Annotated in this window: 12 protein-coding genes; 4 read left to right on the top strand and 8 right to left on the bottom strand. The window is 67.7% G+C overall.

Going from position 1 to position 13,636, the window contains the following annotated elements; translation table 11 throughout:
* Positions 1 to 54: 54 nt before the first annotated feature.
* Positions 55 to 2,574 carry a hybrid sensor histidine kinase/response regulator gene (locus tag NO878_RS16340; protein WP_256407033.1) on the top strand — a complete coding sequence of 840 codons (2,520 nt, stop codon included), beginning with the start codon at positions 55 to 57 and terminating at the stop codon, positions 2,572 to 2,574.
* A 20-nt stretch (positions 2,575 to 2,594) separates the two neighbouring features.
* Here NO878_RS16340 and NO878_RS16335 read toward each other — a convergent pair whose 3' ends face one another.
* The 3 genes from NO878_RS16335 to pyrG are packed head-to-tail and all read right to left on the bottom strand — an operon-like array spanning position 2,595 to position 5,475.
* Positions 2,595 to 2,915: a DUF7126 family protein gene (locus tag NO878_RS16335; protein ID WP_256407032.1), complete on the bottom strand. Its 321-nt coding sequence runs from the start codon at positions 2,913 to 2,915 to the stop codon at positions 2,595 to 2,597.
* Complete coding sequence (gene guaA / locus NO878_RS16330; protein ID WP_256407031.1) at positions 2,912 to 3,829, bottom strand: glutamine-hydrolyzing GMP synthase; 918 nt, start codon at positions 3,827 to 3,829, stop codon at positions 2,912 to 2,914. Before guaA ends, NO878_RS16335 begins: the two co-directional genes overlap by 4 nt.
* Entirely contained in the window at positions 3,829 to 5,475 is a 1,647-nt protein-coding gene (gene pyrG / locus NO878_RS16325; protein ID WP_256407030.1) for a glutamine hydrolyzing CTP synthase, read from the bottom strand. The genes guaA and pyrG overlap by 1 nt, the downstream gene beginning before the upstream one ends.
* A gap of 164 nt (positions 5,476 to 5,639) precedes the next feature.
* Between pyrG and NO878_RS16320 the strand changes: the two genes are divergently transcribed.
* Positions 5,640 to 6,476, top strand: a complete 837-nt coding sequence (locus NO878_RS16320; RefSeq protein WP_256407029.1) for a Rieske (2Fe-2S) protein — start codon at positions 5,640 to 5,642, stop codon at positions 6,474 to 6,476.
* Here the strand turns inward: NO878_RS16320 and NO878_RS16315 are convergent.
* From NO878_RS16315 to NO878_RS16305, 3 genes are read right to left on the bottom strand one after another with little or no spacing between them, the layout of a single operon-like run.
* Positions 6,473 to 6,751: a ubiquitin-like small modifier protein 1 gene (locus NO878_RS16315; protein ID WP_256407028.1), complete on the bottom strand. Its 279-nt coding sequence runs from the start codon at positions 6,749 to 6,751 to the stop codon at positions 6,473 to 6,475. The genes NO878_RS16320 and NO878_RS16315 overlap by 4 nt on opposite strands.
* Positions 6,752 to 6,783: 32 nt before the next feature.
* Positions 6,784 to 7,962, bottom strand: a complete 1,179-nt coding sequence (locus NO878_RS16310; protein ID WP_256407027.1) for a DUF8167 domain-containing protein — start codon at positions 7,960 to 7,962, stop codon at positions 6,784 to 6,786.
* Positions 7,959 to 9,191 carry a potassium channel family protein gene (locus tag NO878_RS16305; protein ID WP_256407026.1) on the bottom strand — a complete coding sequence of 411 codons (1,233 nt, stop codon included), beginning with the start codon at positions 9,189 to 9,191 and terminating at the stop codon, positions 7,959 to 7,961. Before NO878_RS16305 ends, NO878_RS16310 begins: the two co-directional genes overlap by 4 nt.
* A gap of 81 nt (positions 9,192 to 9,272) precedes the next feature.
* On the opposite strand from NO878_RS16305, the gene NO878_RS16300 reads away from it, so the two are divergent.
* The gene (locus tag NO878_RS16300; RefSeq protein WP_256407025.1) at positions 9,273 to 10,433 is read left to right on the top strand and encodes an NAD-binding protein; all 1,161 of its coding nucleotides are present in this window, start codon (positions 9,273 to 9,275) and stop codon (positions 10,431 to 10,433) included.
* Here the strand turns inward: NO878_RS16300 and NO878_RS16295 are convergent.
* On the bottom strand, positions 10,430 to 11,812 hold the full coding sequence (locus NO878_RS16295) for a universal stress protein (protein ID WP_256407024.1): 1,383 nt from the start codon (positions 11,810 to 11,812) through the stop codon (positions 10,430 to 10,432). The two genes, NO878_RS16300 and NO878_RS16295, sit on opposite strands and share 4 nt — an antisense overlap.
* 2 nt (positions 11,813 to 11,814) lie before the next feature.
* A complete protein-coding gene (locus NO878_RS16290) occupies positions 11,815 to 12,549 on the bottom strand; it encodes a nucleoside phosphorylase (RefSeq protein WP_256407023.1) in 735 nt (244 codons plus the stop codon).
* Between the two features lie 109 nt (positions 12,550 to 12,658).
* On the opposite strand from NO878_RS16290, the gene NO878_RS16285 reads away from it, so the two are divergent.
* Positions 12,659 to 13,633, top strand: a complete 975-nt coding sequence (locus tag NO878_RS16285) for a hypothetical protein (protein WP_256407022.1) — start codon at positions 12,659 to 12,661, stop codon at positions 13,631 to 13,633.
* The last annotated feature ends 3 nt before the right edge of the window (positions 13,634 to 13,636 follow it).

Genomic DNA, 13,636 nt, shown 5'->3' with positions numbered 1-13,636 from the left:
CGGGTGCATCGACCGAGCCGCATAAATATATCGCATAACACAAAATACAGTAGGATGGATGAGGGGATCGTGGTTGGCTACGTCGCCGACGATGCGTCCGTCGCGGTGGATGTCGACCGCCGGAGAGCTCGGATCACGACCGAGCACGTTCCACGGGCCGAAGCCTGTCTCACCCGACTGACCGATAGCCGCTACGACTGTCTCGTCTCCGCGTACGACCTTCCGGAGATGGACGGCCTCGACTTCGCCGCGGCCGTCCGCGAGGAGTACCCGCTGTTGCCGTTCGTGCTCTGTCCCGAGCGCGGAACCGAACGGATCGCTCGCCGCGCGATTTCCGTCGGCGTCTCGGAGTACGTTCCCCTGGCCGAGACGTCGGAGCCGGCTGCGGCATTGGCGGACGCGGTCGAGGACGCGGTTGTCGAGCACAGCCGGCGACGAGTCGACGGCCCACAGGAGCAACTGGCCCTATTCTTCGAGGAGTCGCCGATGGGGGCGGTCCAGTGGGACGACGAGTTCCGATTCGAGCGAGTCAACGAGACTGCCGAGGAGATACTGGGCTACTCGGAGGCCGAGTTGCGAGGCCGGTCGTGGGAGACCATCGTCGTAGAGGCCGACCGACAAAGGGTGGGAGAGGCTGTCGACGGCCTCCAACAGAAAGACGGGGGTACACAGGTCCGCAATCGGAACGTCCGCAAGGACGGCACCGAGATCACGTGTGAGTGGCACAACCGTGCAGTCACCGACCGAAACGGGGAGGTCCGGAGCATCTTCTCCAAGTTCGAAGACGTCACCGAGCAAGAGCGGTGGCGGCGGGAACTGGAGACGATCAATACCTTCTTCGAGCACGACCAGGATCCCGGATTCCTCATCGACACGACCGGTGAGGCGTTCACTATCGAACGGATCAATCCAGCGTACGCACAACAGGGCAGCGTCGACAGATCGCAGTTCGAGGGCCAGACGTTGCGCGAAGCGCTGGGGGAAACCCAAGCCGAAAAGCTCGAGCGTCGGTACCGCGAGTGCATCGAGCGACGAGCGCCAATCGAGTACGAGACAGAACTGATGTTTCAGGACCGGCCAACCGTCTGGTGGACGCGGCTCGCGCCGGTCGTTATCGACGACACCGTCGAATATCTCGCCGGATCGACGCGTGAGGTCACGGAGCAGCGGCGGCGAAAGGCGGAGCTGGAACGCTACGAGACAGTCATCGAGGCGCTAAACGACGGCGTGTACGTGCTCGACGAGACGGGGCGATTTACCTACGTCAACGACGCGTTTACCGAACTGGTCGGCTACGACGAGCAGACGCTCCTCGGAAGCACGCCGGCGCTGATCAAGGATCGAGAGGGTATCGAGCGTGGCGAACAGCACCTGCGGCGCCTCCTCTCGGCCGACGGGCCGGACGAGGTCACCTTCGAGATCGATATCCAGCCCCGCGAGGGGGAGACAATCGTCTGTGAGGATCACATGGGTGTTCTCCCCTACGACGGAGCGGAGTTCGAGGGGTCGGTCGGAACGATCCGAGACGTCACCGCACGACGAAAGCAAGCACGAGAGCTGCGATGGCTCAGGCGCGTCGTCGAGAGTGCGGCACACGCGATCTATCTCACGAAACCGGACGGGACGATCACGTACGTCAACAACGCGTTCGAGGAGATCACCGGCTACGCCTGGGAGGAAGCCGTCGGGAAAACCCCGAGTCTGTTGCACGCGGACGCTCGTGACGAGGGACGCGCCGAGCGGCGGCGGGCGGCGCTTTGCGACGGAGAGGTGTGGGAAGAGGAGGTTGTCAACAGTCGAAAGGGGAACGGCGAGTACACGGCGCGGCAGTACGTCGTGCCCGTGACCGGTCCGGCCGCGGACGTCGAACGCGTCGCCACCTTTCAGGTCGACATCTCGGAGCGAAAGGAGCGGGAGCGACATCTGAACCGCCTCGACCGACTGCTCCGACACAACCTGCGTAACGACCTGAACGTGATCCGTGGCCGAGCCGAGGGCATCTCGTTACGGGCCGACGACGAGAACACGGCCGCCGCCGAGCAGATACTTCGCAAGACCGACCATCTCCTAGACAAGGCCGAAAAGGAGCGGGCGATAGCGACGATGTTGTCGGCTCGCCCCGAACTCAGGCGGATCGACATCGCGTCGGCGGTGCGAGACGCCGTGGCACAGATCGAAACCGAGGAGCCGACCGCGACGATTCGTGTCAGTTCCCCGTCCGACCTCGGCGCACTCGCGACAAAGCGGATCGGGCAAGCGCTCGAGGAACTCCTCAGAAACGCGATCACACACGGAGAACCGGCACGGCACGAGGTCTCTGTCCGCGTCGAAACGGTTGCGGATCGCGTCCAGATCGAAATCGAGGACGGCAACCACCCGATTCCGGAGATGGAGTCGCGACTGCTGGTCGAGGGAGAGGAACTCAATCCGCTGTATCACGGAACCGGACTCGGCCTGTGGCTGGTGTATCTGATCGTCACGCGGTCGAACGGGACCGTCGCGGTCGACGAGCGTGAGTCCGGCGGGAACTGCATCCGAATCGAACTCGACCGCGGAGAGCGCGACCGGTCGTGAGTCGACGGACGAGGTGACTCTCAGGCCAGTTCTTCGGCGACCATCTCGACGCCGAACAGCGTCGGATCCATCGCGAGGTCGGCTTGGCCACGCGCGAACTCCGGCAGAGAGTCGTGGCTGTAGACGACGACCCGAACGTCGGGGTTGCGGTCCTTGGCGACGGTGATGGCCGTCGCCTCGTCGAGGTCCGTGAGGACGAACAGATCGGCGTCGGCAAGGCCGGCATCGTCGAGGACGTCGGCGGTGAGGACGCCCTCGACGTGGGCGACGTCGATCCCTTCGCTCTCCAGTGCGGTGCCGAGACCGGCGTCGTCCGGGCCGGCGAGGATGGCTCGGGTCACTCGTACTCGATGGTCGCCGGGGGTTTGTGCGTCACGTCGTAGACGACCCGGGCGACGTCGTCGTTCTCGCCGGTGATGCGGCTCTGAATCCGCTGGAGCGTCTCCCACGGGAGATCCTGTGCGCGGGCGGTCATACCGTCGCGGCTCTCGACCGACCGGACGGCGACCACCCAGCCGTGGACGCGGTTGTCGCCCTTGACGCCCGTCGCCTTGCCGATGACGGCCGCGAAGGCCTGCCACGGGTCGTGGTCCGCGACTTCCTCCTCGACGATGTGACACGCCTCGCGGGCCACCGTCAGTTTCTCCTCGGTTACCTCGCCGAGGATGCGGACGGCGAGACCGGGACCGGGGAAGGGCATCCGCTCCGAAACGACCTCCTCGAGGTCGAGGGCGCGCGCCACCTCCCGAACCTCGTCCTTGTAGAGGTCGCGGACGGGTTCGACGATACCCTCGAAGTCGATCACTTCGGGCAAGCCGCCGACGTTGTGGTGAGACTTGATGTTGCCCTCGCTCTCGATGCGGTCGGGGTAGATGGTCCCCTGAACGAGATAGTCGGCGTCGGCCTCACGGGCCTCGCGTTCGAACTCGCGAATGAACCCCTCGCCGATGGCGTGGCGTTTCTCCTCGGGGTCGGTCACGCCTTCGAGGGCGTCGAGAAAGCGGTCCTGCGCGTCGACGACCCGCAGGCTGTCCATGAAGTCGAACGTCTCCCGGATGGCCTCGGTCTCGCCTTTCCGCATCAGCCCGGTGTCGACGTAGACGGGGGTGAGACGGTCGCCGATGGCTCGGTAGGCCAGCGCGGCCGCGACCGATGAGTCGACGCCGCCGGAGAGGGCGATGATGGCGTTTTCCTCGCCAATCTCGGATTCGATCTCCGCGGTTGCCTCCGTGATGAACTCGTCGACGTCGACCATCAGGCCTCCACCTCCCGTTCGTCCGCGACCGTGTCGAGAACGGCGTCGACAAGGCCGACGAATGGGGGGCTGGCGCGGTCGGGGCGCGAGCGGAACTCGGGGTGGAACTGCGTCCCGAGGAAGTAGGGGTGATCGTCGAGTTCGACAATTTCCATACGGTTACCAGCGCGCCCGGAGAACCTGAGGCTACCGGCTTCGAGGTCGTCGATATACTCGGGGTTGACCTCGTAGCGGTGGCGGTGGCGCTCGGTGCAGACTTCGGCGTCGTACACCGTGTGAGCGAGTGTCTCCGGGTCGATCTCGGTCTCGTGAGCGCCGAGACGCATCGTCCCGCCCAGATCTTCGAGGTCGTACTGCTCGGGCAGGAGGTCGATCACGGGATAGGGCGTCTCCTCGTCGATTTCGGCTGAGTGGGCGCCGCCGAGACCGAGGACGTTCCGGGCGTACTCGACGACGGCCATCTGAAAGCCGAGACAGAGACCCAGGAATGGCACGTCGTTCTCGCGGGCGTAACGGATCGCCTCGATCTTCCCCTCGGCCCCGCGGGAGCCGAAGCCGCCGGGCACGACCACCGCGTCGGCCTCGCGGAGGCGCTCGGTGTGGTGATCGCGCATCTCGTCGGCGTCGACCCAGAGGACGTCCACGTCGACCTGTTTCTCGATGCCCGCGTGTTTCAGCGCCTCGTGAATGGACATGTACGCATCCTCGAGGGCGTACTTACCGACGAGGGCGACCTGAATCTCGCCCGTCCGCTCCCGGGTGACGAGTTCACGCCAGCGACTGTCGCGTTCGTCCGCCGGCAGCGCCTCGTCCGCAATCTCCAACTGCTCCATCACGTACTCGTCGAGTCCCTCTTCTTCGACCATCAGGGGGACGTGGTAGATGTCTTCGACGTCGGGGTTCGAAAAGACGGCGTCGGTGGGAACGTCACAGAACAGCGCAATCTTCTCTTTGGTTTCGGGGTCGAGACGGTCCTCACAGCGACCGACCAACACGTCGGGTTGGAGGCCGATAGAGCGCAGTTCCTTCACGCTGTGTTGGGTCGGCTTGGTCTTCTGCTCGCCGTTTTTCGAGTACGGAACGAGCGTCACGTGAGCGAACAACACGTCGTCGTCGTCTTCTTCGTGAGAGAACTGCCGGAGGGCTTCGAGATAGGGCATCCCCTCGATGTCTCCGACGGTTCCCCCAACCTCGACGAGACACACGTCGGTCCCCTCGGCGGCCTCGCGGATGCGCCGCTTGATGTCGTCGGTGATATGCGGGATGATCTGGACCGTGTTGCCCAGGTAATCGCCCGCCCGCTCTTTCTCGATGACGTGTTGGTACGTCTTCCCCGTGGTGACGTTGTGATCGAACGTCATGTCGGTACCGAGGAAGCGCTCGTAGTTCCCCAGGTCGAGGTCGACCTCGCCCCCGTCTTTCAGCACGTACACCTCCCCATGCTGGTAGGGGTTCATCGTCCCCGCGTCGACGTTCAGGTACGGATCAATCTTCACGGCAGTCACGTCGAAGCCCGCGTTCGACAGGAGGCGACCGGTGCTGGCGGCCGTAATCCCCTTGCCGAGCCCGGACATAACACCCCCCGTTACGAAAACGAACTTCCGACCCAGTTCTGGGTCGTACCCTGTCTCGGGTTCGGTCGGCATACCGACCGTGCGCGAGCGCGCATGAAAATCGTTTCGCCTGGATCGGTGGCGTGGGGGCAACTCGCACGGCTGAGTCGCGAACGAACACGGCCGTATTTTCGGCCAACGGCGCCCGTGGCCGGGCACTTCGTCATGCTTTTCACTGCCCGCACCAAGGTTTGGACATGAGCGCGGACGACAAGTATCCCGAAGACAGCGGCCGGCGACGGTTCGTGAAAGGGGTCGTCGGCGGCTCGGCGCTCGCCGGCGTCGGCGCCGTCGGGACGGTTACCGTCAACAGCGCGACTGCCTCGCCAGGGTCCGGTGGGGGGACCACCCAGGCGTGGGCCATCGAGAACACCGGCGGGCCGGCACCCCGCGGGATGCCACAGATCCCGCTGGAAATCGACGACGAGGGCTACGTCAAAGGTATCTGGCCCGACGTCGAGACGGTCAATCAGGGTGGCCGGCAGGTCCAAGTCGCCGAAATGGACCTCGGAGGGTCGACCTACACCTCCGAGTGGTTCCAGTACTGCGGCGTCGAGGGCTATCAGGGCATCCAGCCGGGCTACGAGAGTGAGAACTACTTCCACTCGGACTCGGCCCCGCCGTACGACTGGCAGTCCTCGAACAAGGAACAGGGCGACCGCTTCCACGTCGACGACTTCGACGACTACACCGAATGGGGGAACGGCATCGGCTCCGCAGGCCTGGGCAAGCCTGCGACCGGGACCTGGCGGTCACAGGACGCCGAGGACGTGATCCCCATCCAGTTGCTCCGGAGTCCGCGCATCGAGGAGGCCGCCCAAGACAACGAGTGGCTCCAAGCTAGCACCGACCAGGGCTTCATCGCCTGGCTCAACAAGTGTACCCACTTCTGCTGTGTGCCAGGGTACAAGCAGTCCGACAGCGCCGCGCGCTTCGGCGGCGCCGACGGCGTCTACTGTCAGTGTCACCAGTCGGTGTACGATCCCTTCTCCATCGTCCAGACGCTGTTCACCGCGCGCCCGCGGCCCGACTAACGGCCGCCGCTGACCGGCGGGAACAGCGCGAGTTCGTCGCCCTCGACGAGCGTCGTTTCGAGGCCGTCGTCCGCACCGACGTTCTCGCCGTTACGAAGGACGTTGATGTGATCGGCGACCGCCCCGGAGTCGTTGAGGACCCGGTCACGAAGCGCCGGTTGCGCCTCGAACAGTGCGTCGAGTGCGTCGCCGACCGTCGCACCCGGCCCGACGTCGACACGAATCTCTCGGTCCCCGGCTACCTCCGCGAGATCCGCGAACAGCTTCCACTGCATGGTCCTCATTCGCGTCCCCCCGGGCAAGAGGATTACGTCTCCGGACCCGGTGACGCGGACGGGGAACTCGACGCGTCCAGCCGGCGGAAGGTCTCCGGCCGACTCACGAGATAGACGGCGTCGCCCGCGGCGAGGGTGCGGTCCCGCGCGAGCGTGTCGATCCCGCCGTCGGCACCCTTGACCGCGACGACGGTGGCGTCGAGACCGGCGACGGGGCGACCCACTAAGTCGCTTCCGTCGTCGACCGTGACGACGTACATCGTCTCCGCGGCCGCGCGCAAGAGCGAGGCGAACTCCCGTTCGGCCTGGGGTTCCGCGGGGAGGGTCACCAGGCGGTAGGTGGTGGTGGCATCGAGACGGGCGGCGTCTTCCGCATCGACGGCGAGGGTCGCCACGTCGTCGACGTGGGCCCGAAGCTCCGCGGTCACCAGCCGCTTTGGCTCCGGATCGGTGCGCCACACCTGCACACGGTCACCAGGGCTGGCGGCGTTGGCGGGGTCGGCCCGGACCGCGACGGCAACGGTACCTGGCGCGAGCGTCGGGCCGATACCCGTCGCTCGACTCCCGAGCGCGAGATACTCGACGGTGCCGTCGGCCGATAGCTCTACGTCGACGTGTCCCACGTCGTAGTCGTCTTGGAGGCGGGTGACGAGTCGCGCCTCCAGATCAGCAATCGTCAGTCGGCGGGGGAAGATGAGCGTCTTGCCCGCCAGTGACTCCTTGATCGACAGAGCGACGGGATCGTACCCCTCCAAGTCCGCGATGTCGGCAGGCTCTTGCGGGAGGGTCACGTCGGTGATCCGGCTCATCGAGCGGACGATACGGCTCACCTCGACGTCGAGTTCGCGAGCGCCGGTGACGGCGAACACGTCGGTGGCGACCCGGTCGCCCACGAGACGGCCGAAGGGGGCGGCAAGGGCCCCCACGGCGAGCGAGAGGACGTTGAACACGACGACCGACGGCGAGAAAACGGACGTCTCACCGCGAAGGAGGTCGGAGAACGCGCCGACGGTGTTGAGATAGAGGGCGACCACCGAGAGTCCCAGCAGGATCGATAGCCACGTCGGGAGACGGAGTTTCGTGTACCACCGGTAGCCAAGCGCCGCGGCGCCGGCGGCGAGGGCGGCACCGACACCGAAGGCCAACAGTCTAGCGGCCGTCACCACCAGCGTCGGCTCCACCGCCGGCACGGACACCTGAAGCGGCGTCACGCGACCGCCTCCCGGAACGTCGCGAGCGCGTCGGGTTTCCCGACGGCGAACAGTTCGTCGCCGACGGCGACCGACTGTGAGCCACGGGGGGCGAACCGCCAGGACCCCTCGTGGCGGACGGCGAGGACGGTCACGCCGTAGGTGTCCCGGACCGACGCCGCACCGATGGTCCGGCCCGCGAGCGGCCCGTCGTCGCCGACGGTGACTTTCCGGACCCGGTCGCCGGCCTGACGGAGCAGGCTGAGCAGTTCGTACTCGCGGCGGGTCCCGCGGGACCGGACGAGGAGGCGGTCGACGGACGCGGCGAGCAGCGACTCCGTGCCGGCGGCGTCGACGGCGACCGTCAGCCGCCCGTCGCCGCCATCGGCGACGGGAAGAGTCGGTGCAGACGTCGGGACGGCGGCCCCTGGCGTGGCGCCCGGGTCGATGGGGGTCCCACCCCCGCCGGCCGCGTCGTGGGAACGGTCGCTCCGGAGGCTCACGACGCTCCCCCGGTAGGTGCGCCCGGGGGTTACAATCGACACCTCGTCGCCGCGAGCGGTGCCGGTCGGGAGGAGGCCACGGACGGAGACGGCGCGTTTTCCCGGAGAGATGCGCTTCGAGAGACCGCCGAGTGGGGGGGCCGCACTCACCGTCGCCCGTGCGCGCTCATCCAGCGTCACGGCCACGTCGGCAAGGTCGAACTCCGTCCGGAGGCGGTCGGCGACCCGCGTCTCCAACTCGGCGACGGGCACGTCGGCGGGGAACGCCGCCGACCACTCGTGGAGTTCGCGTCTGAGTTCGGTCGGGACGGGCGGATACCCCTCCATGTCGCCCACCTCCCCGGAGACGGTGACGCGCACCTGCCCCCGGCCGCCCGCGAGTTCGATGACGTCCGTCGAGAGGGTGCGCTCGGTCAGCTTGCGAAGTGATAGCTTCCGCGGAAACTCCGCGCCCATCCGGTCGCCGGCGTTGTGCGCGTACAGTGAAATCATCAGGACGACGATGACGGCGACGGTCAGACGGACCTGGTTTGCCGACTGGGTAAACGTCGGGTCGTTCAGCGCCAGCAACCCCCCGTTGACGCCGGCGATGGCCACCGCGAGGACGACGACACCGAAGGCAGGAACCGTGACCCCGGTCACGTACTTGAAGATAAAGCCGAAGGCCCACGAGACGAGCGCCGGGACGATACCGGTCAGGACCCCGAGATAGAGACCGAAGAGCAGTTCGACGGGGAACGAAGCCATGATCGGGTCTCGGCGCCGAGGCGTAAATCGCTACCGGGCGCGGACCGGCCCTTTATCAGTCCCCTCCGCGAGGGGGTAGATATGGCCGCGAGTCGGAGCGACCGGTTTCTCGGCATGCAGGCGGCGGTGGGGTTGACGCTTCTGGCCGGGGCGCTCTCGATGGTCACGGGAATCGTCCACATGAGTGCGCCCGTGGGCCGGCCGCTCGTCCCGTTCGTGCCGCCAGTGGCGCGGACGACAGCCGGGTTCACCGGTACGCTCACCGGCTTTCTCCTCCTCGGGAGCGCACTCGGCCTGCGTCGAGGGTTGCGGTCCGCGTGGTACTCGACGCTCGGTCTCCTCGTCGTGGCGGCGGGACAGGGGCTCGTCCAGGCGAGCGAGACGTCCATCCCGCTGGTGGTGTTGTCGGTGCTCGCCCTGCCGGCCGTCGCGCTCAACCGCCGGCGCTTCGACCGCTCGGTCGACTTCTCGACGACACAGCTGGCAGCCCTGCTCGCACTCGGGGGGTCGCAGGTGTACATCACCACGGGCGCGTACGGGCTTCGCGAGGAGTTCGGGGGAATCGAGACGCTCGTCGACGCCGTCTACTTCGCCGTCGTCACCTCCAGTACCGTCGGCTACGGCGACATCGTCCCGCGGACGGCGGTGGCGCGCCTGTTCGGCATCTCGGCGCTCGTTGTCGGGACGGCGAGTTTCGCCATCGCGCTCGGTGTGCTGTTGACCCCTGCTATCGAAGCCCGACTCGTCAAGGCACTCGGAAAGATGACACAATCAGAACTCGACTTACTCGACGATCACGTGCTCGTCCTCGGTCACGGCGACCTGACCGAGGCGGTCATCCAGGAACTGCAACAGGGAGCGACTCCCTTCCTCGTCGTCGTCCCGGACGCGGAGACGGCGCGGGCACTCGGCGAGCGCGGCATCGACACGCTCACCGGCGACGCCAGCGACGAGGCGACGCTCGAACGGGCCAACATCGAGGAAGCGCGCGCCGTCGTCGCGGCGACGAACGACGACGCGGCCGACGCGTTCGCCATCCTGACGGCGCGGCACCTCGACCCCGATATCCACATCGTCGCGGCGGCGACTCAGCGCGAGAACGTCGACAAACTCCGGCGCGCAGGGGCGGATACGGTCATCAGCCCGGCGAGTATCGGCGGTCACTTGCTCGTCGAGTCGGCGCTCGGCGGGCGCAACGTGGACACCGAAGCGGTCGCGGACCGCTTGCTCAAGGAGATTTAGGGCCGCCCACGGTCGACGACCGCCACGTCACAGTCCACGTCCCGCAGTCGCTCGAAGGTGGGCGGGGAGACGAGCCGCGAGGCCCGGGAACGGTCGCCCGAGGAGCCGATCACCAGCAGGTCGTAGGCGGCGGCGTTGGCGCCGATAAACGCCGTGACATCGCTTCGGGCCACCCGCGTCTCCACGTCGACGTCGACGGTTTCGGCGAGATTGGCCAACTGTGACTCGGCGGTCCGGCGCTCCACCTCGCTGTCGATGCAGGTACAGACGCTCAGACTCCCGCTACGGCCGACGAGGCGGGCGGCGAAATCGAGCATGGCGTGGGCGACGTCACCCGGGCGGGAGACGGTCACGAGCACACGCTTCCAGCGACAACGCCCCGTCGTCGACCGGAAGGCGACGGCGTCGTACCGGCTCTCGAACACCCCTTGGACGTACGGCGAGAGGAGGCCATCCTGCTCCCCGTAGGGCATGACCACCAGGTCGCAGTTGGCGTTCGCCGCCGCGTCGGCCGTCGTCGGGACGGGCGCGCCACGGGCGACCACCACCTCGCAGGGGACGCCCGCCTGCGTCCGGACCGTCCGGGCAGTCTCTTCGAGGTGTTCGGCGGCGTCCCGCGTCGCGGCGGGTTCGTCCTCGTCGTCGGTGGCGTCGTCGTCGAGAATCGCCAGCAACACCACCTTCCCGGCGTCGTGGGCGGCGGCGAGGGTCGCTCCGAACAGTACCGTCGCCTCGGCGGCCTCGGGGTCACCACGCATCGGCACGAGGACGTGATCGTCGCCCTGCGCGGTGTCGTAGAGGTACTCGGCGCGGCGCTCGTAGAAGCGGGAGCGCCAGACCGAGAAGACCCCGGCGACGAGGGCACCGAAGGCGGTGACGCTTGCGACGTACGCCTCGGGGGAGGCCTGGTCGGTGACGAGAACGAGCAACGCCGTCGAGAAGGCCGCAGGCTCTTCGACGTCGAGGAGCCACGTCGCGGCACCAGTCAGGAAAATCGAGAGGGCGGCGCTGACGGGAGAGACGGTCGCCATCCCGGCGAGTCCCGGCATCGAGAGACCGAGCGCCGCCCACCCACAGCACGCGCCGACGACGAGACCAATGGTGAACTTCCACGGGGAGGCATAGCGGCCCTCGGGGTCCGAAAAGAGGGTGTACGTCCCGGAGGCAAGCGGCGGGAAGAGCAGAAAGGAGAGTTCGACGAGCGCGTTCGAGATGAGCGTCACGAGGCCGATGAGCAGGGGGACCGCGATCAGCACCGTCAGATGGAGGAAGTTGCCGGTGTGCTGGATCCAGCGGCCGAAGGCCGCAAGCTCGCGGCGTTCGAACCGCCGGAGACGGCGGACGGCGGCGACGGCGCGGGCGAACACCCCCTCCAGCATCGTCAGCCGAGGGCCACGGCGGCGTCGAGGGCCAACTCGATCATCCGCGCGACGTTATTCCGGGCCTTCGGCGGGAGTTCGTCCTCGCTCACGTCACCGCTGCCCTTCTGGGCGCCCGCGACGAGGTTCCCGTCGACGGTGCAGATGGCACCCGCACGGAGTCCCTTCCGGCGCGCCAAGGTAAAGAGCGCGGCCGCCTCCATCTCCACGGCGAGGAGGCCGGCGGCCTCCCAGTCGGCGACGTAGTCGTCGGTCTCGGCGTAGAAGGCGTCGTCGGTGACGACGGGGCCGACGTGGACGTCCTCACCCGCCGACTCGGCGGCGTCGGTCAGCGCTCTCACCACCTCGAAGTCCGGGACAGCGGGGTACTCCACCCGTTCGTAGCGCTTGGTCGTCCCCTCCTCCTTGGCGGCGCCGGTCGCGACTACCATGTCGCCGACCTCGATATCGGCCTGGAGCGCCCCGGTCGTCCCCGGTCGAATGACCGTGTCGACGCCGATGGCCGCGAGTTCCTCTAACGCGATGGCCGCCGAGGGCGATCCAACGCCGGTCGAACAGATCGTCAGTGGGGCGCCACGGTACTCCCCGTTGACGAGGCGGTACTCCCGGTTGTGAGCGAGTTCCTCGACCGCGTCACAGCGGTCGGCGATCCGCTGGACGCGCCCCGGATCGCCGGGGAGAAGCGCCACGTCGTGTACGTCGTCCGCGTCGACCCGCAGATGCGGCTGGATGGCCATACCGGAATCACCCGCGCCGTGGAGAAAATACCCCGGGATCGCGTGGGGTCGGTCAACCGTCCCTTTCAGTCACCGGTGGCCCCTTGTGTCGCGGTATTGACCCTCCCGCATGGACCGACGACGCTTCCTCGCGGCGGGCACGGCGGCCGGACTCGCCGGACTGGCGGGGTGTCTCGACGGCCTCGGTGGCGGTGGCGGCGACGACACGGGGCGGACCCTCCGGCTCCGCCTCTCGCGGACGTCGACGCCGCTCCGGTCGAGATACGTGATCAACCTCGAAGCGACCGAGCGCCCGGACGACGCGGACGCCTTCGCGGCCGCGCTCGACGGCGAGGCGTACACGACCCAGTACCGACGCCCGTTCGGCGCCCGGCCCGACGACCCGGTCTACACCCGTCACGAGGGGACCTACTACCGCCTCGGATCGGTCGTCGTCGACGAGGCGGCGGTCACCCACCCGGTGCTCCGCCTGTCGCGGGTCGCCGACGCCGACGACCCGGACGCGCCGGCGGCCGTGGCCGTCGACGACCTGTCCGAGCGAGACCGGGGCGTCGTCCACGTCGCCCACATGGCCGCCCGGGCACGGGGCAACGCGGGCGGGATGCCGGTGGGACTGGTGGAGCGCGGCGGCTACGTCTACCGCGACGCCGAGCGGGCCGCGGCGAGTCGCCTCGTGGGCGAGGACGCCCCGACGCACGTCGCCTACCGGGACGCCGTCTACGCTGTCGACGTAGGCCGCGAGCGGTTCCACGAACCGGTCTACCGGGCGACGGCCGACCCGGTGGCGGAGACGCCCGAGCGCATGGAGGCCATCTTGCGGGCGCGGTTCGTCACTGCACGGCTCTCGGGCGAGGATCTGTCCGGGCAGGCCCGGTCCATCCTCCGGGACGCGCGGGGCGAGGGCTACGGCGAGACGCATCCGTACTCCGAGGCCTACCGGGCGGTCCTGACGGGACTTCACGCCCGTGCCTTCCTCGACGGGAACGTCGAGAAGGACGCCCACGTCGAGGACCCCGGGAGCGGGGTGGTGCTGTACGACGGCGCGTACTACGACTACCGGTTGCGCTTCTTAGACGGCGAGTGAATC

The sequence above is a fragment of the Haloplanus ruber genome (genome assembly GCF_024494725.1).
GTDB classification, from domain to species: domain Archaea; phylum Halobacteriota; class Halobacteria; order Halobacteriales; family Haloferacaceae; genus Haloplanus; species Haloplanus ruber.
The sequence above is the reverse complement of the archived record's forward strand: the minus strand, read 5'-3'. Positions and strand labels throughout refer to the sequence as shown.

Excerpts from the sequence above, each read along its gene's own strand:
- NO878_RS16340 (WP_256407033.1), top strand. The coding sequence starts at position 55 with ATGGATGAGGGGATCGTGGTTGGCTACGTCGCCGACGATGCGTCCGTC.
- NO878_RS16305 (WP_256407026.1), bottom strand. The coding sequence starts at position 9,191 with ATGGCTTCGTTCCCCGTCGAACTGCTCTTCGGTCTCTATCTCGGGGTC.
- NO878_RS16290 (WP_256407023.1), bottom strand. The coding sequence starts at position 12,549 with ATGGCCATCCAGCCGCATCTGCGGGTCGACGCGGACGACGTACACGAC.
- NO878_RS16320 (WP_256407029.1), top strand. The coding sequence starts at position 5,640 with ATGAGCGCGGACGACAAGTATCCCGAAGACAGCGGCCGGCGACGGTTC.
- pyrG (WP_256407030.1), bottom strand. The coding sequence starts at position 5,475 with ATGCCGACCGAACCCGAGACAGGGTACGACCCAGAACTGGGTCGGAAG.
- guaA (WP_256407031.1), bottom strand. The coding sequence starts at position 3,829 with ATGGTCGACGTCGACGAGTTCATCACGGAGGCAACCGCGGAGATCGAA.
- NO878_RS16285 (WP_256407022.1), top strand. The coding sequence starts at position 12,659 with ATGGACCGACGACGCTTCCTCGCGGCGGGCACGGCGGCCGGACTCGCC.
- NO878_RS16295 (WP_256407024.1), bottom strand. The coding sequence starts at position 11,812 with ATGCTGGAGGGGGTGTTCGCCCGCGCCGTCGCCGCCGTCCGCCGTCTC.
- NO878_RS16300 (WP_256407025.1), top strand. The coding sequence starts at position 9,273 with ATGGCCGCGAGTCGGAGCGACCGGTTTCTCGGCATGCAGGCGGCGGTG.
- NO878_RS16315 (WP_256407028.1), bottom strand. The coding sequence starts at position 6,751 with ATGCAGTGGAAGCTGTTCGCGGATCTCGCGGAGGTAGCCGGGGACCGA.